Here is an 18,619-nt window from a genome sequence, read left to right as displayed (position 1 = left end):
GTTCCGACGCCGTGGCGGTTGTTAACGCCGCGGCGTTTTTTATCGGCAGTACGCCCGATCCACTGAAAATTCGTTATGCTGGACGGCGGACTTGCCAGGCCAAGGCAAAGCCCCTAGATCACAGCCCCCAACAGAGGGGAAACCGGCAGGTGAGGAGCCTGCGCACTGCGGATGCACATTTTTTAACGGACTTCACTATGCACGCTTATAAAAAGCCTTTTCGTCTCGCGACCGTTGCCCTGATCGCTACGGCCGCCCTGTTCGCCAGCCTGCCGGCCAAGGCTTTTGCCGATGACGAGGCCCGACGCGCCATTTTGGAGCTGCGGCAGCAAATTCGTCAGATGAACGAGCAAAACACCCAGGCTCGCCTGCAATTGGCTGATCAAATTGACACTCTGCGCTCCGAAGTTGTGTCGCTGCGCGGCCAAGTAGAAAAATTGAGCTGGCAAGCCAGCGGTCAAGGCCAGAACAATGCGCCTGCCGGGCAACAAAGCCCCCACGCTGCAGACCCACAAGAACAGGCCGTTTTCGATAGCGCCATGGACGCCTACCGTGCTGGCCAATACAAACCAGCCGCCGATGCCTTTGCTGGCTTTCTGGCCGCCTACCCCACCAGCGTTCTGGCTGACGAAGTACGTTTTTACGAAGGCAGCAGCCTGTACGCCGTCAAAAGCTTCAAAACCTCTATCCAGAAACTGCAGGCTTTCGTGAAGGCTTCTCCACAAAGCCCACGTGCCGCTGACGCATTGATGGTGACAGCCTCCAGCCAGATCGAACTGAACGATCTGAGCGGTGCCAAAACCACCTTGCAACGTATCGTCAAAGACTACCCACAAGCTGAAGCGGCTGAAACCGCACGCAGCCGCTTGAAACTGCTGGAATAAACTAGCTGCATCAAGACCATACGGACCGGGTTCAGACCCGGTCTGTTTTTTTCAGGCGATCGCTCCTTGCCTGACTTTTATTGCTTGCCATGACAAACCCGTTTGCCGACTTCTCCACGCTTGAACTGACCGCCCAAGGCTATCGCCACACTTTCGTCGATCAAGGCCAGGGCACCCCTGTTTTGCTGATCCACGGCTCTTTATGTGATTGGCGTTACTGGCGCTGGCAGATTCCCGCTTTCGCCACTGACTATCGAGTGCTGGCACCCAGCCTGCGCTCTTACTGGCCCGGTGCGCCCAGCCCTGGCAACTTCAGCACCGCGCAGCATGCTCAGGACTTGCAGGCCCTGCTGGACCAGCATATTCCTGATGAGAAGGTTCATATCGTGGGCCACTCCCGCGGTGGCCACGTGGCCTTGTTGCTGGCCCAGGGTATGCCAGAGCGTGTTGCCAGCCTGACCTTGGCCGACCCCGGCTTTCCAACCCCCGGAACCTACTCCTACGCCCCTTTATTCCAGCAAGTCGCTGAGCGCCTGGAACAAGGCGACCGGGACGGTGCGATGGCCTTATTCATCGATACCGTCAACGGCTCGGGAACCTGGAAGCAAATGACGCGCTGGTTTCGCGAGATGATTCAGGACAATGCCCACACCATGCTCGAGCAACGACAAGAGCCTAATCAAGGCCCCGCACTGGAATGGCTCAAGCAGCTTGATGCGCCCCTGAGCTTCATCACCGGTGAAAGCAGCCCCACGCGCTACCACCACTGCATGGACATCATCCGTCAACATCGGCGCGAGGATCAATTCCACCGTATTCCCTTGGCTGCGCATGGCATGAATCTGGCCAACCCCAAGGCCTTCAACCAGGCCGTGCTGGACGCTCTGCAAGCCTGATCTTCCACACAAAACTGGCCGCATGAAGCGGCCAGTTTTTTATTCAGATCAAACTCGTCGACTCAATACGCCTGTGTCTTGGCAGGCCGCAACTCACACTCGGCTTGAACCTGAGTGTCATCCGACAAATGCAGACTCAGAATAATGCGCTCGCCCAAAGCGAGATCCTCTTTCGCCTGCCCCAGCATCACATGGTATGCCCCCGGCTTCAGGCTTAACGTGCCGCCTGCCGGAATCTCTACCTCGGACGTATGAGACATGCGAGCCATGCCATCCTTTTCGGTCGTCTGGTGCAGCATGACGTGCCCAAAAGACAAAGAGCTGGCGCCCACCACAGCCACGCTTTGCTCACCCTGGTTTTCCAGCTCCAGATAAGCCGCTGAAGGCGTAGGCTCGGGAAGCATGCGCACCCAACATTGACTGGCATGAACCTGAGTGCTCAAGGCGCGTACTGTTTCGGGCTGATGACCGTGACTGTGCGCCACGGCAGCACTTGTCGATACCAGCAAACCCAAGGCAACAAGAATGGCACTGCGTTTCATGATGCTCCTCGCTTTTTTCTGATCGATTGGAATTGGTCCAGCCTTGAACAGCCGGGCGCCGAACTACCCCGATACGCGGGACGATCTGATACAGTACCAGCCAGTATGCCTTTCTTACAACGGCCTTCTTTTCAGTGACGACGTCATGACCAGCACACACTCTGCACCCGAACCAAAAATCGATATTGTTCAGTTTCGTGACTTACTCGAACGTCTGCATCCCTTTGCGGCCGTTCTGGGTATTGATGTTGTTCACATCGGCCACGACAACGCCTGTTTGCGCTTGCCCGAGCGGAATGCTCACCAACGCATGGGCGGTATGGTGGCAGGCCCCATGCTGATGGGTCTGGCTGATCTGGCCCTGTATGCCGCAGTCGTAGGCGCAACCGGCAACCCGGATGCCGTCACCTCCAGCCTGACCATCAACTTCCTGCGCAAGGCCCCTCCTGGCGATATTCTGGCTCACGCCCGGATTCACAAAACTGGCCGTACCTGCGCGGGCGATGTGCTGCTGGAACCGGCCAACGGTGGCCCGGCGGTCGCTCAAGTGATTAGTACCTGGTCCTTGCCTCGCGCCAAATAAATCATGTTTGCAAAGTCTCAAACCACCGGCCCGACCCAACTCTGGCTGGCGGAGCTGCAATCGTCCTTGCGCCTGGGCGGACCTTTAATTCTGACCAATCTGGCCCAGGTCAGCCTGCTGGCAACCAACCTGATTTACATGGGCCGTCTTGGCCCGGATGAACTGGCTGCTGGCTCCCTGTCCGCCAGCCTGTATCAGGCCTTCATGATTTTCAGCATGGGCCTGGTGTCGGCCGTGGTTCCCATGCTGGCCACGACCCTGGGACGGCGACTACGTAATGTGCGCGAGTCCCAGCAAATCATCCGCCACGGCTTTTTGACCGCCTTGCTGATCACCCTGCCCGCCTGGCTTGTGCTGTGGAATGCCGAGCACATCTTGCTGATGATGGGGCAGGACCCTGTCGTCGCGGCTCGCTCCGTCAATTACATGCATACGCTGCAATGGGCGCTCTTGCCTTATCTGGGCTATATCGTGCTGCGCTCCTTTCTGGCGGCAATGGAAAAGCCGGGATGGACCTTGGTAATTGCCATCGCAGCCATTGGGATCAATGCCTTGCTGGGCTGGTTATTCGTATTCGGCAATCTGGGCATGCCCGAAATGGGACTGGCGGGAGCCGGTCTGGCTACGACACTGTCCAGCATTTTCATGTTCGCAGGGCTAAGCTGGGTGGTTCTGAACGATCCCCGTTTCCGACGTTATTACCTGTTTAACGATGCCTGGCAATGGAGTCTGAAACGCCTGTGGAAAATGTGGGCGCTGGGTATCCCCATTGCCATTACCTTCACACTGGAAACCCTGGTCTTTTACGCCGCCATCATGATGATGGGTGTGCTGGGTCAATCTGATCTGGCTGCGCACGCGATCGCCATGCAGATCTGCTCGGTGTCTTACATGATTCCTTTGGGCTTCAGCCAAGTTGCCACCATACGGGTAGGCTTGGCAGCAGGCCGGGTTGATCCTTTGGGTGCGCGGCGAGCTGGCTGGATTTCCTACGTGCTGGGGGTTGGGTTTATGGGGTTGGCTGCCTTGGTATTCTGGTTCGCCCCCCTGACCCTGATTGGTCTGTTCCTGGATCTGGATGTGGCTGAAAATCAGCCTGTCATCCAACTGGCCATTACCTTCCTGGCCCTGGCAGCTCTGTTCCAGATCAGTGATGGTGCTCAGGCCGTGGCTGCAGGGATGCTGCGCGGCCTGCATGACACGCGCATACCCATGTTGCTGGCCTTGCTAGGATATTGGGTGCTGGGAGTTCCTACGGGCTCTCTGCTGGCCTTCCAGTTCAATATGGGTGGGATGGGAATCTGGATCGGGTTGGTGACAGGCTTATCTGTGGTTGCCGTGCTGATGACACTACGCTGGATGCGGGCGTCAACGCGCTTGGGACGCAAGCGGCCTACGCAGGCCGCATAGTCCTGAGCGATGACAAACCAGCCTTAGGCCAAACAAGGAACAAGCTCGGGCTTGGCCTGAACAACAGCCTGAAAAGCCACACCGCCCCCTATAACAAAGCCCCTTGTCGGAGAATCCGACAAGGGGCCTTGTTTATCTACAGACTACGGGGCAGCTTACTGCTTGGGCAGTTTGCTGGCCACGCCTTCCACGTAGTAGTCCATGCGGTTCAATGCGTCGTCATCCAGGAAACCGGATTCCAGACGCACTTTGCCGTCGTTGTCCTTGATAGGAGCAGCAAAAGGTTGCAGGGTGCCAGCCACGATCTCGGCCTGTTTGGCCAGAACGAACTCTTTCACATCAGCAGGCACTTCAGGACCGAAGCCTTCCAAAGCGGCCATGCCGGACTTCAGGCCACCCCAGGTGCTGTCGTTCTGCCATTTGCCATCCAGAACTTCAGTGGCTTTACGAGTGAAGTAGTCACCCCAGTGGTGAGTCACCGCAGCCAGTTGGGCTTTAGGACCAAACTTGCTCATGTCGGAGTGGTAGGCAATGGCGTACTTGCCCGCTTCTTCAGCCGCTTGCACGGTGGCAGTCGAGTCGGTGTGGTGAGTCACCACGTCTGCGCCCTGACCCAGCAAGGTCACAGCCGCATCACGCTCTTTACCTGGGTCGTACCAGCTATTGGCCCACACCACGCGCACCTGGGCCTCAGGGTTCACGCTCTTCAAACCGATAGCGAAGGCGTTGATACCTTGCAGTACTTCAGGAATGGGGTGAGCACCCACGTAACCGACCACATTGGATTTGGTCATCTTGCCAGCCAGCACGCCAGCCAGGTAACGGGACTCGTAGAAACGGGCGTTGGTGGTTGCCACGTTAGGAGCCGTCTTGTAGCCGGTGGAGTGCACGAATTTCACGTCCGGAAATTGCTTGGCCACTTTCTGCGTCTGGTTCATGTAGCCAAACGAGGTGGTGAAAATCAGCTTGTTGCCTTGCTGGGCCAGATCACGGATCACGCGTTCAGCATCAGCACCTTCAGGCACGTTTTCCACGTACTGAGTGACTACACGGCCTTTCAGAGCCTCTTCCATTTCAAGACGGCCAATATCCTGCTGCCAGGTCCAACCGGCTTCACCGATAGGGCTGACATACACAAAACCGATTTTCAGGGGCTCTTGATCGTTTGCCTGAACGGATACAGGCAAGGCGGCCAGGGGGGAAGCGATGGCAGCGGCCATAAGGGCCTTGCGCATAAAGTTTCCAGTCATGTCAGTCCTCTAGTTGTTGGGATTGAAGTTTTTGCCAAGCGATGCAGGCATATTCAACCTGATCCAGTTAGCGTTTCGGGAAATTAAAACCAGCACAATAATTGTGGCCAGATACGGCATCATAGCCAGTAATTGCGAGGCCACCGGGACGCCCAGAGCCTGCGCATGATAGGTCAGAATCGTGACCCCACCAAACAGATACGCGCCCAGCATCACACGCCAGGGACGCCAGGTAGCAAAAGTTGTCAGTGCCAGGGCAATCCAGCCGCGTCCAGAGACCATATTCTCTACCCACATCGGTGTGTAAACCAGGCAGATAAAGGCACCGGCCAGACCGCAGCACGCACCACCAAACATCAAGGCACCCAGACGGATATAGCGCACGTTGTAACCCAGCGAGTGGGCCGAGGCAGGCGACTCGCCCACCGCCCGCAAGACCAGGCCGGAGCGCGTGCGTGTCAGAAACCAGGCCACGGCAATACACAAGGCCCAGGACACATACACCATATAGTGCTGCTGGAAGAAAGCAGGCCCGATCAGGGGAATATCTTTCAGCACAGGAATGGACAGCTTGGTCACCACCAGGGAGTTGCCGGTAAACGGCAAGCCAATATAGGCGGAGGCCCCTACCCCAAATAAGGAGAGCGCCAGGCCGCAAGCAACCTGATTGGCTCCCAGCCAGACGGTCAGCCAGGCAAAGGCCGCGGCCATGACCATGCCAACGACCGCGCCCAGCACAAAGCCCAAAGCTGGACTGCCCGTCTGCACGGCGACGGCAAAGCCCACAATGGCGGCCATGAGCATCATGCCTTCGGAGCCCAGATTGATGACGCCGGATTTTTCATTAATCAGCAAACCCAATGCTGCCAGGAGCAAAGGGGTGCCTGCGTTGATGGTTGCGGCTAGCAAAGGTGCAATCGCGTCCATTACTTTCTCCAGACCAAACGCTTGGTGATGAGCACGTCACAAGCCAACAATGAAAATAGGAGGATGCCCTGGAAGATACCCGTAATCGCATTGGGCAGACCCAAACGACTTTGGGCCAATTCCCCACCGATATACAGCAAGGACATCACAAAAGAGGAAAAAATCAGTCCCAGCGGGTGCAGTCGCCCCACAAAGGCCACAATAATGGCGGCAAAACCATAACCGGGGGAAATCGAAGGCGTCAGTTGACCGACGGGACCCATGACCTCAGCCGCACCGGCCAAACCCGCCAAAGCCCCCGAAATCAGCAAGGAACTCCACAAGGCCTTGCGGGACGAAAAGCCTGCATAGCGTGCGGCCAGCGGGGCCATGCCCCCCACGCGCAATCGGAAACCCGCCATGCTGCGAGTCAGAAACAGCCACGCGGCCACCGAAGCGATCAAGGCCAGAATAATGCCGCTATGCAAACGTGTGCCCGGCAAGACGGCAGAGAGCAAAAAACCATCGGAGAACAAGCTGGACTGCGGGAAGCCAAAACCATCAGGGTCACGCAAGGCGCCGTGGACCAGATAGCTCAGCAAGTGCTGGGCTACATAAACCAGCATCAGCGACACCAGAATCTCGTTGGCATTGAAGCGATCTTTCAGAAAAGCCACAATCCCGGCCCAGAACATGCCGCCCAGCATGCCGCACACCAAAGCCACGGCAATCAGGAAAAAGCCGCCGTTATCGCCATTGTCCACTTGCAGGATGAAGGCTCCAGCCGCCAGGGCTCCCATCACCAACTGCCCTTCTGCCCCGATATTGAAGATATTGGCTCGAAAGCAGATCGCCAGACCGACCGAGATCAGCAACAGAGGGATCAGCTTGACGCCCACCTCGGCCCAACCGTTCAGATCACGCAAAGGCTCCAGGAAAAACACATTCAGGCCAGCCAGCGGGTTTTTACCCAGCGACCAGAACAAGGTCCCGGCTACGGCCATAGTCAGCAAGACAGCCAATAAAGGGGAACACCAGGCCATCAAGGTTGAGGGCGTGGCGCGAGTCTCAAGCCTGAACATGCTCATCCTCCGTCCACAAACCACTCATCCATTGCCCAATCTGATCAACACTGGCTTGCGCCACGGGAATAGAGGGAGACATACGACCTTTGGAGATAACAATCAGGCGATCGGCAATCGCAAACAATTCATCCAGCTCTTCGGAAATAACTAGCAAGGCACAGCCCGCATCGCGCAAGGCCAGCAGCTCGGCGTGGATCTGGGCAGCAGCGCCGACGTCCACTCCCCAGGTTGGCTGGGCAATGACCAGGATGCGTGGCTGGCGGGTCACTTCACGGCCAATAATGTACTTTTGCAGGTTGCCGCCAGACAGGCTGTTGGCAGCGGCTTGCTCATTAGACGTTTTGACGCGAAAGCGCTTGATAATCCCACCCGCCAGACGGCGAATGCTGGGAAAGCGCAGAAAGCCACGTTTCACCGTTTCCGGGTTTTGATGAGACAGCAGCAGGTTTTGGGCCAGAGATAACTCCGGCACCGCACCGCGTCCCAAGCGTTCTTCAGGCACAAAACCCATGCCCTGGTCACGTCGCCATGCGGCATCGCGCTGTGCAATCGCCTGGCCATCCAGCACAATCATTTCAGCCTGGGCACGGGTGTCCTCACCCGACAAGGCCGCCAAGAGCTCTTGCTGACCATTACCGGAAATACCGGCCACACCCAGAATCTCGCCCTGGTGCAGGTCAAAGCTGACATCCTGCAACTCGCAGGCAAAAGGATGGGATTTACTCAATTGCAGATTACGCACCTGCAAGAGCGTTCCCCCCTGCTGCGTACTGCGCTCGCCCAGGGACTGCGGTTCGGCACCAATCATCAGGCGCGACAGGCTGGCCGTCGTTTCCTGGCGTGGATCACAATACCCTGTGACCTTGCCCATGCGCATGACCGTACAGGCATTGCACAGCTCGCGGATTTCATCGAGCTTGTGGCTGATATAGACAATGCTGCAACCCTCTGCCGCCAACTGACGCAAAGTACCAAACAAGCGGCGCACCGCCTGAGGGGTCAATACCGAAGTAGGCTCGTCCAGAATCAGCAGTTTGGGCTTGCCCAACAAGGCACGCACAATTTCCACCCGCTGACATTCGCCCACGGACAAGGTATGAATATGACGTTGCGGGTCCAGGTCCAGACCATACTGGCTGGCGGTCTCGCTGATACGCCCGGCCAGTTCCTGCATATTCGTAGAGGCAGGCAAACCCAGCGCAATATTTTCCGTGACGGTCAGGGTGTCAAACAGGGAAAAGTGCTGGAACACCATGCCAATGCCCAGTTGACGGGCTGCCGCTGGGCTGCTGATCTGTACCGGCTGACCATCCCACAGAATCTGGCCTTGATCGGGTTTGACCACACCGTAGATGATTTTCATCAGGGTGGACTTGCCCGCGCCATTCTCCCCCAACACGGCATGAATCTGCCCGGGCAGGATAGACAAGGAAATATTATCGTTGGCCACCACTGCCGGATAGGCCTTGGTGATATTACGAAGTTCCAGGCGTGGCACAGCCTTGGGGTCTAGGGATACCGTTTGCTCACCGGACTCAGAGGAATGGCCCACGGGAGACGATAGGGTCATGGCTGTATCAGCAAAAAAATATAAAACGCCTGAGCAAGCGCATCATGGCCTGCTCAGACGTACAAATAGGGAAGAAAAACCTTGGGCTTAACGCTTACCCAGAGCTTGCTCGATTTTCTTGTCGGTCTTGTATTGGCTAAGGGAATACACCGCCCAGATAGCGGCAGGGATCCATCCAATTAAGGTCAACTGCAAAATCAGGCAAATAATGCCTGCCACAGGCCGGCCAATCGTGAAAAAACCCAGCCAGGGTAGTAATAGTGCGATTAGTAAGCGCATGAGAACACTCAGAATAATGGGAAATGAGCGCTATTTTACCCTTTATTGCCCGGCTGAATCATTTGCCCACTAACAAGTGAAACATACGGCCCTGCTCAGACACGCTGAGCAGGGCCGCACACTTCAAACTGAAAGTTACAGCAGCTCTTTACGCAACTGCGCAGGCGACTTGGGCGAGAGCAGGCCAGGAGCCACGTCCAGCACGGTTTGAGCACCGATCTGCCCTTGCTGGTTCATGCGGTAAGCGGCACGCGCGTAAGCGACCAGCACGCTGGATGTGAACTCCGGGTTGCTGCCCAGATTCAGCGCGTATTCCACGACTTGCTGCGAGCCCGAACCCGACTGGCCGCTACGGATCACAAAACCACCATGTGGCATGGCGGCGTGATCGCGAGCCAAGGTTTCGGCGTCGATAAAGTTCACTTCGGTGTCGTAGTCCGCAAAGTAGTCGGGCATGGTCACAATGGCTTCACGCACGGTTTCGGCATCAGCACCCTGCTCCAGCACCACAAAACACTGACGCTTGTGTTTTTCGCGGGTGCTCAACTCGGGCTGTTCACCATTACGTACACGCTGCACGGCCGCTTCGAGAGGCAGGGTGTATTGCACACCACCGGCGACACCCGCCACACGACGGATCGCATCCGAGTGACCTTGGCTCAGGCCCTTGCCCCAGAAGGTGTAGGTCTGGCCAACAGGCAAGACACATTCGCCATACAGACGGTTCAGCGAGAACAGGCCTGGATCCCAACCCACGGCGATCAGGGACGTCGTACCGGCACCTTGAGCCGCTGCATCTACCGCAGCATGGTACTCAGGGATACGGGCGTGGGTATCAAAGCTGTCGACCGTTGTGAACCAGCGCGCCAAGGCCGGGCCTTGCTCGGGCAGGTCATTTTTAGAGCCACCACAGAGAATCAGCACATCAATATCATTGCGGTACTGTTCGATCTGGTCCAGGGCGCGCACAGGCACACCTGCACTTTGCAGACGCAAGGAAGCAGGGTCACGACGAGTAAAAACGCTGACCAGCTCCATGTCCGGGTTCTGTGCCAGGGCCAGCTCTACGCCTCGCCCTAAATTGCCGTAACCTGCAATACCGACACGGATTTTGCTACTCATGGTGTTTTCCTTAAAACTGATAAATAAGTGCTTTCGAAACTGCTGCGCTCTGAAGCGGCTGGCTTAGTCGCTGATCATGCGGGCGGCAAAGCCCATGAACAGCAAGCCCACCGAGCCATTGCCCATACGGGACAGACGTTGATGACGCCGGAAAATCCCTGCCAGACGATCACCGCCAAAGATCAGCAAAGACAGATAGCAAATGCTGATCACCTCGACCACCAGGCCCAGGATCATGAACGCCCAGCCTGTATGGCCCGCCGAGGGATCGACGAACTGCACAAAAAAGGACAGGAAGAACAAGATGGCCTTGGGGTTCAACAAGCTAAGAAACAAGGCTTTGCGAAAACGGGTTTCGTGACGCAAACGCGTGTCTACGGACTGCACCGGGCCGCCTTGCCTGAAGGCCGACTGTAACAGTCGCACGCCCAAGTACAAAAGATAAGCCGCGCCCAGCCAGCGTATGCCCATATACAACATGGGCAGAGTCTTGAGCAGCGAGGCAGCGCCCAAAGCGGTCAGCGTCATCAAAATGCCGTCGCCCACCACCACGCCTAAAGCCGCTTTATAGCCCTCACGCACACCATGTCCCGCGCCACTGGCCAGGACATACAAAGAATTGGGTCCGGGCAAAAGCACGATAAACACCGTGCCCACCACAAAGGCCCAGAAATTGATAATACCGATTTGTTCGAGCACGTCGGCCTCGCTAAACGCAGCAGAATCTGCAATTTTAGCGCTAAAAAAATGCCCCTGGCACGGGTGGAATGCCAGGGGCGATCAGGTCAATTTGTAAGGTCTACGCTGCCGGACTGACTCAGCTACGCATTACCAGACCTGATGGACTACGCAGTAGCGAGTTCCTGGGTCTGGAACTGCTCCTGTTTCATGGTGCCTTCTTGCTGAAAACGAACATGCCAGGACAGGGCCTCTTCCAGAATGTGAGGCGTATGGCCGCCACGTTGACTGGCGCGTTCAACATAGTCCAGCAAGGCAGGACGGTAGTCAGGGTGAGCACATTTTTCGATGATGACGCGGGCACGTTCACGTGGAGCCAGGCCGCGCAAATCAGCCAGACCCCATTCGGAAACCAGCACAGCCACATCGTGCTCGCAGTGGTCTACGTGCGATGCCATAGGCACCACACTGGAAATAGCGCCGTCTTTGGCAACGGACTTGCTGACAAAAATGGACAGGTGCGCATTACGGGCGAAGTCACCCGAACCGCCAATGCCATTCATCATGTGGGTGCCACAGACGTGCGTGGAGTTCACGTTGCCGTAGATATCAAATTCTAGCGCGGTGTTGATCGCAATAATGCCCAGACGACGCACCAGCTCAGGATGGTTACTGATTTCCTGCGGGCGCAGCACCAGCTTGTCGCGATAGCTATCCAGACCTTCCAGGAATTGCGCCATTTTGGGGGCAGACAAAGTCAAGGACGACGCCGAGGCAAAGCTCAACTGGCCGGAATCCAGCATGGCAATCGCGCTGTCCTGCAAAACTTCCGAGTACATCTTCAGGTCGGTAAACGGAGAATCCAGCAAGCCGTAAGTCACGGCGTTGGCAATCGTGCCGATACCTACCTGCAAAGGCAGCAAGGAGTGGCTCATGCGGCCAGCGTCTACTTCACCTTCCAGGAACTCGATGATGTGACCGGCAATCGCCTGGGTTTCTTCATCAGGTGGCAACACGCTGGAGGGGCTGTCCAAAGCGTCAGTCACCACGATAGCGACAATGCGGGAAGGATCAACCTGAATAGCGGTAGTGCCAATACGCTGGTCCACATCCGTCAATTCAATAGGCTGGCGGTTGGGGCGGGCTTCAGGCACATAAATATCGTGCAAACCTTCCATTTCCACCGGCATGCTCAGGTTCAGCTCAACAATGATCTGTTTGGCTTGCTGTGCAAAGCTGGCCGAGTTGCCTACCGAAGTCGTAGGCACAATCGCACCCGTTTCAGTAATGGCAACGGCTTCAATAACAGCAATGTCGATGGCGGGCAGGTTACCCGAGCGCATGTGCTCCACAGTCAGGGACAAGTGCTGATCGGTGAACAGAACCTTGCCTTCATTGATATGACGGCGCAGTACCGAGTCCACTTGAAAAGGCGAGCGGCGGGCCAGAACACCGGCCTCGGCCATCATGCCGTCGCTATCATTACCCAGCGAAGCGCCGGTAACCACATTCAGTTTTAATTGCTCGGTCTGGGCGCGCTCGGCCAAGGCACGAGGCATGACCTTACAGTCCCCAGCGCGGGTAAAACCGCTCATCCCGACATTCATCCCGTCTTTGAAGAAGGCGACTGCCTCCTGAGCGGTCATGACTTTGCCTTCCAATTCGGGGGAACGAATGCGATCCTTGAACATCGTGTGCTCCTGTCTCTGTGTCATTGATCTACCTGTTCTTGCTTTCGGAAGGAGCCGCGGGCCGAAAGCGCCAGGCGGGATCTTCACGCAACAGAACGACAACTCGCTTTAAAAGGCCGGGCTGCAAGAGCCGCGTTTCAAAGCCGAAATCGCCCTGACCACAGGCGTTTATGTTTTTTGAACAAAGCCAGCATAGCATCGCCATAATGAATAAAATAACTCCTACGAAGTCGTAAAAGTCATAGATAAAAGGCCAGCCAAACATGGACATCCGATCCTTGCGATACTTCATTGAAACCGTTAAACATCAAAGCTTTACGCAAGCGGCGCAAAGTCTGAATGTGACGCAATCGACCATCAGCAAGATGGTCAAACAACTGGAAGATGAATTGGGCGAGCCCTTGCTGATTCGGGATCATCGCCAGTTGCAACTGACCGATTGCGGCAAAGTGGTGCTAGAGCGCGGGCAGGAAGTTTTGCAGAGCATGCAAGGGCTGTTGCGAGAAGTTCACGAAGTCCAAGCCCTGCAACGAGGCCGCCTGGATCTGGGCATCCCACCCATGATTAATGTGCTGTTCACAGAAGTGCTCAAAACCTTCAAGAACCGGCATCCGCAGATCGAGCTGATTTTGCATGAGGAGACCGGCATGGGGATTGAGCGCATGGTTGCTGCAGGCACCGTTGAAATGGGGCTGAGTATTCTGCCGCTAGGGCCGGAGTTGAATGTATCGGCGACTCCTGTAGCCAAACATGCGGTTTGGGCGATTGGGCACAAGGACACGCTGCTTGGCACGCAGAAGAAAATCAAGCTGCGGGAACTGGAAAAGCATCCGCTGATCTTTCTAGGCGAAGACTACGCCCTGACCCGCATGCTGCGGCGGGCCTTTGCCCACGCAGGCTTGCGGGCGACTGTTGCAGCACAAAGCAACCAGTGGGATTGGGTCGCTTCCATGGCACAAGCGGGAATGGGCGTTGCCCTGCTGCCCCAGCCATTTCTGTCTCGACTGGAACCCGGAGATTGGGTTGCCAAAGAAGTCGTGGACCCGGCATTGAATTGGGAAGTCGCACTCCTGTGGAATGGACGGTATCTGTCGCAGGCGGCCAGAGCATGGCTGCAGGTATGTGCGGATGTACTGGGAGGAAACTGGCCGGAGCTTGAAGGGGATCTGTAGCAGGGGGCTTGTGGATTAATGCATAGGCAATCTCTATAAAGCACCACTGCTGCGGCCTGCGGGGGCGCCGGGCTTGACCACTTGCCGACGCTGCGCGTCGGTGCCCTGGTCAGAAAGGCAGGACGGGCGCATTCTGAACTCGCACGGCATCTCATGTATCAAGCCGCTCAAGCCGTCTGCCCTGGCCTCGGGGCGATTCAGACTACTTGCCGCTGTCTGTTCTGGAATCCGGGATGCAAGCCCTGTGCTGTTCGAGCGGGGCGCTTGTACTTGGTCCGGGGGACCAAGTACCCCGTGAGTTCACAGGGCGCCCGGATTCCAGAACAGACAAGGGTACCGGTGCGCAGCACCGGCAAGTAGTCAAGCCCCGAGGCCAGGGCAGACGGCTTGAGCGGCGTCTTTCCTGAGACGACTTTTCTCAAAGAGCGCGATCAATGCTGAAGCACTCCTGATACACAACAACCACTTGTCGGCCCCACCCACAGACAAAAAAAGAGCCACCCCAAACAGGGTGGCCCTCTTGAACAGCCAGTTCCAACAATCAGAAAGACTTAAGCAGTCACTTTCTCTGCAGCCGGCTCTTCAACTTCAGCCGAGCTACGGATCAGGTAATCAAAAGCGCTCAAAGCAGCCTTGGCACCCTCACCCGCAGCAATCACGATCTGCTTGAAAGGCACAGTCGTCACGTCACCAGCAGCAAACACACCTGCCAGCGAAGTAGCACCACGAGCATCAACCTCGATCTCGCCATGGCGCGACAAACCGACATCGCTACCCTTCAGCCATTCCGTGTTGGGTACCAGACCAATCTGGACAAACACGCCATCCAGCTTCAGGCTCTTGGCTTCCTGAGTCTGACGATCCAGGTAATTCAAACCCACCACCTTGGTGCCATCACCCAGAACCTCAGTCGTCTGAGCCTGCATGATGATCGACACATTAGGCAGACTGCGCAGCTTGGACTGCAACACCTGGTCAGCACGCAAAGCATCACCAAACTCGATCAAGGTAACGTGCTTGACCAAACCAGCCAGGTCAATCGCTGCTTCCACGCCGGAGTTACCGCCACCGACCACAGCCACATCCTTGCCCTTGAACAGAGGACCATCACAGTGCGGGCAGTACGCCACGCCACGGTTACGGTAATCCTGCTCACCAGGAACATTCAGCTCGCGCCAGCGGGCACCCGTTGCCAGAATGACGGACTTGGCTTTCAACTGAGCGCCACCATCCACATCCACGATGACCTGCTTGCCTTCACGGCGAATACCCTTGGCACGATGCAGATTCATGATGTCCACATCGTAGGTTTTAACGTGCTGCTCCAACGCCGTTGCAAACGCAGGGCCATTGGTCTCAACCACCGAGATGTAGTTCTCGATCGACATGGTATCCAGAACCTGCCCACCAAAACGCTCGGCCAGCACACCGGTACGAATACCCTTGCGAGCAGCATACACAGCAGCGGCTGCACCAGCAGGACCACCACCGACGATCAGCACATCAAACTCGTCCTTGGCATTCAAGGCTTCAGCACGAGCCGAGTTATCGCCTGTGTCCAGCTTGGCCAGCAACTCTTCAGCACTGGCACGGCCTTGATGGAACATTTCACCATTCAAGAACACAGCCGGAACCGACATAATGTTGCGCTGCTGAACCTCGTCCTGGAACAGGGCACCGTCAATCGCCACGTGCTTGATACGTGGGTTGATCACGGACATGGCGTTCAGAGCCTGCACCACGTCAGGACAGTTCTGGCACGACAGCGAGAAATACGTTTCAAAAACAAAGTCGCCGGGCAGATTACGGATCTGCTCAATCACAGCGGCATCCAGCTTGATTTCATGGCCGCCCACTTGCAGCAAAGCCAGAATCAAAGAAGTAAATTCGTGTCCCATCGGGATACCCGCAAAGCTCACGCTAATGTCGGTACCGGGACGGTTAATTTGGAAGGAAGGCTTGCGCTCTTGCGCATCCGCATCTTCGCGATAGCTGGTCTTGTCGGACAAGCCATCAATTTCTTGCAACAGCTCGCGCAGCTCGACGGACTTGGCGCCAGTATCCAGCGTTGCAACGATCTCGATCGGTTGCGTGATCTTCTCGAGGTAAGCCTTCAATTGAGTTTTGATGTTTGCATCTAACATGTGAAACGCCCTTTATCCTGTACTGAACGAAACAACTTGAGGTGCCTGAACCGGTCAGGCACCGGGGTGGCGGCGCAGCGCGCCGACCACCGCTTAAGACCCGTGTTTAAAAGGTCTTAGATCTTGCCAACCAGATCCAGGGAAGGAGTCAGCGTCTTGGCGCCTTCTTCCCATTTAGCTGGGCAAACTTCGCCGGGGTGAGCAGCGATGTACTGAGCAGCTTTAACTTTGCGCAGCAGTTCGGAAGCCACACGGCCGATGCCGTTGTCGTGGATTTCCAGAACCTTGATTTCGCCTTCTGGGTTCACCACGAACGTACCGCGCAGAGCGATACCTTCTTCTTCAATCAGCACTTCAAAGTTGCGCGAAAGCTGATGAGTTGGGTCAGCCAGCATTGGGTAGTTAACTTTGCCGATGGCGTCCGACGTGTCGTGCCATGCTTTGTGAGCAAAGTGAGTGTCGGTGGACACGGAGTAAATTTCCACGCCCAGTTTCTGGAACTCGGCGTAGTTCTCGGCCAGGTCTTCCAATTCGGTTGGGCAGACAAACGTAAAGTCGGCTGGGTAGAAAACGAAAACAGACCACTTACCCGCAACGGTTTCGTTGCTGACTTCGATAAATTTGCCGTTGTGAAAAGCTTGTGCTTTAAAAGGTTTGATGACGGTGTTGATCAAAGACATACATGCTCCGGTGAGTGATTAATCATTGATAGTGAGTTCATTATAGGAACCCCCTCTCAATTAGTAAAATTGATTAATGCAATAATGTTCATTGCTATTAGCTATCGCGCTTCGCATAAAAGCTTCTTTCTATGCGTCGCACAGACTTATGCTAACAGAGCTAGATGACAGCGCAACTATCAGCGTTCAAGCTATAAGGCTACTTCGCTGGATACGGTAGGCAAGGACTGCTTGGCACTGTCCAAACAGCGCGCAAAATCACGCCAAAACTGCGCATCCTCGCCTAAAGAAACATTGATGCGCATATATGTAGATGGTTGCTGTTGCGGGGAAAACAAGGCCCCAGGCACCAATAAATGCCCTGGCCGGCCCAACGCGCGCACCAGACTTTCCGTATCCACGCCGGTATCGACCCACACAAACATGCCCGCCTGAGGCGGAGCATCCGGAGCCAAGCCTAGCTGAGCCAACTGCTCCAATGTTCTATGCCTATCGCTATCCGCATGGCGGCGCAGGCGCTCCAGATGTTTACGATAGGGGCCGTCTACCAACACCCGGTGAATAACCCGCTCGCCCAGCTCCGGTGAGGTCAGCCCGGCCAACATTTTCAGATTTACCAAAGCCTGCAAAAGTTCAGGGGCAGCCGCCATATAGGCCACCCGCAAACCGGCTGCCATCACTTTGGAATAACCACCCACCAAAGTGACCCGATTCAACTGATCCAATTGGGCCAGACGACAAGCCGGATGAGCATGCAGCTCGCTATAGGTGTCGTCCTCAATTATGTGGAAGTCCCAGGTCTGGGCCAAAGTCAGAATGCTATGCGCCACAGCCGGACTCAAGCTAAAGCCGGTTGGGTTATGCACAACGGTATTCAAAATGACCAGACGAGGACGGTGTTCACGCACCAACTGTTCCAATACCGCCAGGTCCGGGCCATCTGCTCGACGCGGGAGGCTCAATACTCGTACATCCACAACGGCCAGACGCGCAAACAGCAAGTACCAGGCCGGATCTTCTACGACGACGGCATCGCCCGGACGCAACCAATGGCGCAGGATCAAATCCAGCGCCTGCGTCACACCACTGCACAATAAAAGCTGGGTATCAGGATCTGCCTGTATCCCACCATCCTCCAACTGCCCGGCAATATGCTGACGCAAAGGACGATAGCCATGTGAATGCCCATAGCCCAGCAAGTTGGACCCCGCACTACGACTGACCTGCCGCAAGGCGGCCAGAATCATGTCGTTGTCCAGCCACTGACGGGGAATGCCTGCACTGTCGCTATGCCCCATGAAACTATTCAGCATCCAGTTCACATCAATCTTGCGTGGCTCGTTCTTTTCCACATGCAAGGACTCGGAGCGTAAACGCCGGGGACTGCGCACCCGCACAAAAAAACCCGAGCCAGGACGGGATTCCACCAGTCCCAAAGCCATCAGCTTGTCATAGGCCGCGACCACTGTATGGGTGCTGACACCAGCAGATTGCGCCAGCTTGCGCACTGAAGGCAAACGGCTGCCACCCCGGTAACGCAAATGCAGAGCTTGCTGCACCCAGGCAACCAACTGGTCGCTAAGCGTATTGTCCGAGCCCCGCACCGGCTGCCAATCCATCCATTCCATGATGCTGACCTTTTACGTAGAAAACCGACTGTAGCGGAAGTTTGACCAGTACAGCCTGACCCACTGATTGATTAACTGTATTGCAACTGTATCGCTTAT

General features: G+C 56.1%; 17 protein-coding genes. 5 read left to right on the top strand and 12 right to left on the bottom strand.

Going from position 1 to position 18,619, the window contains the following annotated elements:
- Nucleotides 1-197 precede the first annotated feature (197 nt).
- Both ybgF and OSH09_RS10445 read left to right on the top strand, forming a co-directional pair.
- The gene (gene ybgF, locus OSH09_RS10450) at nt 198-884 is read left to right on the top strand and encodes a tol-pal system protein YbgF (protein ID WP_266120940.1); all 687 of its coding nucleotides are present in this window, start codon (nt 198-200) and stop codon (nt 882-884) included.
- 89 nt (nt 885-973) lie between these two features.
- Nucleotides 974-1,780: an alpha/beta fold hydrolase gene (locus OSH09_RS10445; protein WP_266120939.1), complete on the top strand. Its 807-nt coding sequence runs from the start codon at nt 974-976 to the stop codon at nt 1,778-1,780.
- 62 nt (nt 1,781-1,842) lie between these two features.
- Here OSH09_RS10445 and OSH09_RS10440 read toward each other — a convergent pair whose 3' ends face one another.
- Nucleotides 1,843-2,322, bottom strand: a complete 480-nt coding sequence (locus OSH09_RS10440) for a copper chaperone PCu(A)C (protein ID WP_207875640.1) — start codon at nt 2,320-2,322, stop codon at nt 1,843-1,845.
- A gap of 145 nt (nt 2,323-2,467) precedes the next feature.
- Between OSH09_RS10440 and OSH09_RS10435 the strand changes: the two genes are divergently transcribed.
- Together OSH09_RS10435 and OSH09_RS10430 are read left to right on the top strand one after the other, a co-directional pair.
- The gene (locus OSH09_RS10435; protein WP_035273402.1) at nt 2,468-2,905 is read left to right on the top strand and encodes a PaaI family thioesterase; all 438 of its coding nucleotides are present in this window, start codon (nt 2,468-2,470) and stop codon (nt 2,903-2,905) included.
- Nucleotides 2,906-2,908: 3 nt separating this feature from the next.
- Nucleotides 2,909-4,315: an MATE family efflux transporter gene (locus tag OSH09_RS10430; RefSeq protein WP_266120938.1), complete on the top strand. Its 1,407-nt coding sequence runs from the start codon at nt 2,909-2,911 to the stop codon at nt 4,313-4,315.
- Between the two features lie 155 nt (nt 4,316-4,470).
- Here the strand turns inward: OSH09_RS10430 and OSH09_RS10425 are convergent, their stop codons facing one another.
- The 8 genes from OSH09_RS10425 to OSH09_RS10390 all read right to left on the bottom strand — a co-directional run bounded on the left by OSH09_RS10425 (nt 4,471) and on the right by OSH09_RS10390 (nt 12,896).
- Nucleotides 4,471-5,550 carry a BMP family ABC transporter substrate-binding protein gene (locus OSH09_RS10425; protein WP_207875642.1) on the bottom strand — a complete coding sequence of 360 codons (1,080 nt, stop codon included), beginning with the start codon at nt 5,548-5,550 and terminating at the stop codon, nt 4,471-4,473.
- 24 nt (nt 5,551-5,574) lie between these two features.
- Complete coding sequence (locus OSH09_RS10420; protein ID WP_207875643.1) at nt 5,575-6,492, bottom strand: ABC transporter permease; 918 nt, start codon at nt 6,490-6,492, stop codon at nt 5,575-5,577.
- Nucleotides 6,492-7,553, bottom strand: coding sequence for an ABC transporter permease (locus OSH09_RS10415; RefSeq protein WP_207875644.1), 1,062 nt, complete (start codon nt 7,551-7,553; stop codon nt 6,492-6,494). The genes OSH09_RS10420 and OSH09_RS10415 overlap by 1 nt, the downstream gene beginning before the upstream one ends.
- The gene (locus tag OSH09_RS10410) at nt 7,540-9,126 is read right to left on the bottom strand and encodes an ABC transporter ATP-binding protein (protein ID WP_266120937.1); all 1,587 of its coding nucleotides are present in this window, start codon (nt 9,124-9,126) and stop codon (nt 7,540-7,542) included. The genes OSH09_RS10415 and OSH09_RS10410 overlap by 14 nt, the downstream gene beginning before the upstream one ends.
- Before the next feature lie 87 nt (nt 9,127-9,213).
- Nucleotides 9,214-9,405, bottom strand: a complete 192-nt coding sequence (locus OSH09_RS10405) for a YqaE/Pmp3 family membrane protein (RefSeq protein WP_266120936.1) — start codon at nt 9,403-9,405, stop codon at nt 9,214-9,216.
- 135 nt (nt 9,406-9,540) lie between these two features.
- Nucleotides 9,541-10,527: a diaminopimelate dehydrogenase gene (locus tag OSH09_RS10400; RefSeq protein ID WP_266120935.1), complete on the bottom strand. Its 987-nt coding sequence runs from the start codon at nt 10,525-10,527 to the stop codon at nt 9,541-9,543.
- Between the two features lie 63 nt (nt 10,528-10,590).
- Nucleotides 10,591-11,226: a leucine efflux protein LeuE gene (leuE, locus tag OSH09_RS10395; RefSeq protein ID WP_222668679.1), complete on the bottom strand. Its 636-nt coding sequence runs from the start codon at nt 11,224-11,226 to the stop codon at nt 10,591-10,593.
- 146 nt (nt 11,227-11,372) lie between these two features.
- Complete coding sequence (locus OSH09_RS10390) at nt 11,373-12,896, bottom strand: acetyl-CoA hydrolase/transferase family protein (protein ID WP_266120934.1); 1,524 nt, start codon at nt 12,894-12,896, stop codon at nt 11,373-11,375.
- A 263-nt stretch (nt 12,897-13,159) separates the two neighbouring features.
- On the opposite strand from OSH09_RS10390, the gene OSH09_RS10385 reads away from it, so the two are divergent.
- Entirely contained in the window at nt 13,160-14,068 is a 909-nt protein-coding gene (locus tag OSH09_RS10385) for a LysR family transcriptional regulator (RefSeq protein ID WP_266120933.1), read from the top strand.
- 551 nt (nt 14,069-14,619) lie between these two features.
- Here the strand turns inward: OSH09_RS10385 and ahpF are convergent.
- The 3 genes from ahpF to OSH09_RS10370 all read right to left on the bottom strand — a co-directional run bounded on the left by ahpF (nt 14,620) and on the right by OSH09_RS10370 (nt 18,520).
- Entirely contained in the window at nt 14,620-16,212 is a 1,593-nt protein-coding gene (gene ahpF, locus OSH09_RS10380) for an alkyl hydroperoxide reductase subunit F (protein WP_266120932.1), read from the bottom strand.
- Between the two features lie 116 nt (nt 16,213-16,328).
- Nucleotides 16,329-16,892 carry an alkyl hydroperoxide reductase subunit C gene (ahpC, locus tag OSH09_RS10375; RefSeq protein ID WP_153230902.1) on the bottom strand — a complete coding sequence of 188 codons (564 nt, stop codon included), beginning with the start codon at nt 16,890-16,892 and terminating at the stop codon, nt 16,329-16,331.
- A gap of 191 nt (nt 16,893-17,083) precedes the next feature.
- Nucleotides 17,084-18,520: an aminotransferase-like domain-containing protein gene (locus tag OSH09_RS10370; RefSeq protein WP_266120931.1), complete on the bottom strand. Its 1,437-nt coding sequence runs from the start codon at nt 18,518-18,520 to the stop codon at nt 17,084-17,086.
- Between the last annotated feature and the right edge of the window lie 99 nt (nt 18,521-18,619).

The sequence above is a fragment of the Alcaligenes parafaecalis genome, assembly GCF_026344135.1.
Classification (GTDB): Bacteria; Pseudomonadota; Gammaproteobacteria; order Burkholderiales; family Burkholderiaceae_B; genus Alcaligenes; species Alcaligenes parafaecalis.
The sequence above is the reverse complement of the archived record's forward strand: the minus strand, read 5'-3'. Positions and strand labels throughout refer to the sequence as shown.